Source organism: Flavobacterium sp. RSSB_23 (assembly GCF_051547145.1).
GTDB lineage: Bacteria > Bacteroidota > Bacteroidia > Flavobacteriales > Flavobacteriaceae > Flavobacterium.
Genome location: NZ_JBPTTO010000071.1, coordinates 1 through 261 on the forward strand (window position 1 = coordinate 1; position 261 = coordinate 261).

General features: G+C 40.6%; 1 protein-coding gene. It reads right to left on the minus strand.

The genetic code is table 11. The features are described 5' to 3' along the window. Positions 1-261, minus strand: a 261-nt coding sequence (locus tag ACSVH9_RS16420; protein WP_438064645.1) for a DUF7507 domain-containing protein, incomplete at both ends; no start/stop codon positions are given.

The window sequence follows — 261 nt, forward strand, 5'->3', positions numbered from 1 at the left end:
CATACACGCCATCTTTTGTGATGTCAATACTTGGGTTTTGATTCAATTCAGTAATAGTACAATCAGTACACTCTGGATTTTTAGGACAAGTAGTGCAAGGAGTAGGGTCAGATGATGTGTCAGTTACAGGTTTGTCATTTGGATCTTTAGCAGTAGCCAAAGCCAAGTTGTAAACAAATCCTGCGTTGATATCATCCTGAGTAATGGTATGTGAAGCTGAGAAGGTAGTGCTATCAGTTGCACCCACAGCAAGAGTTGCAA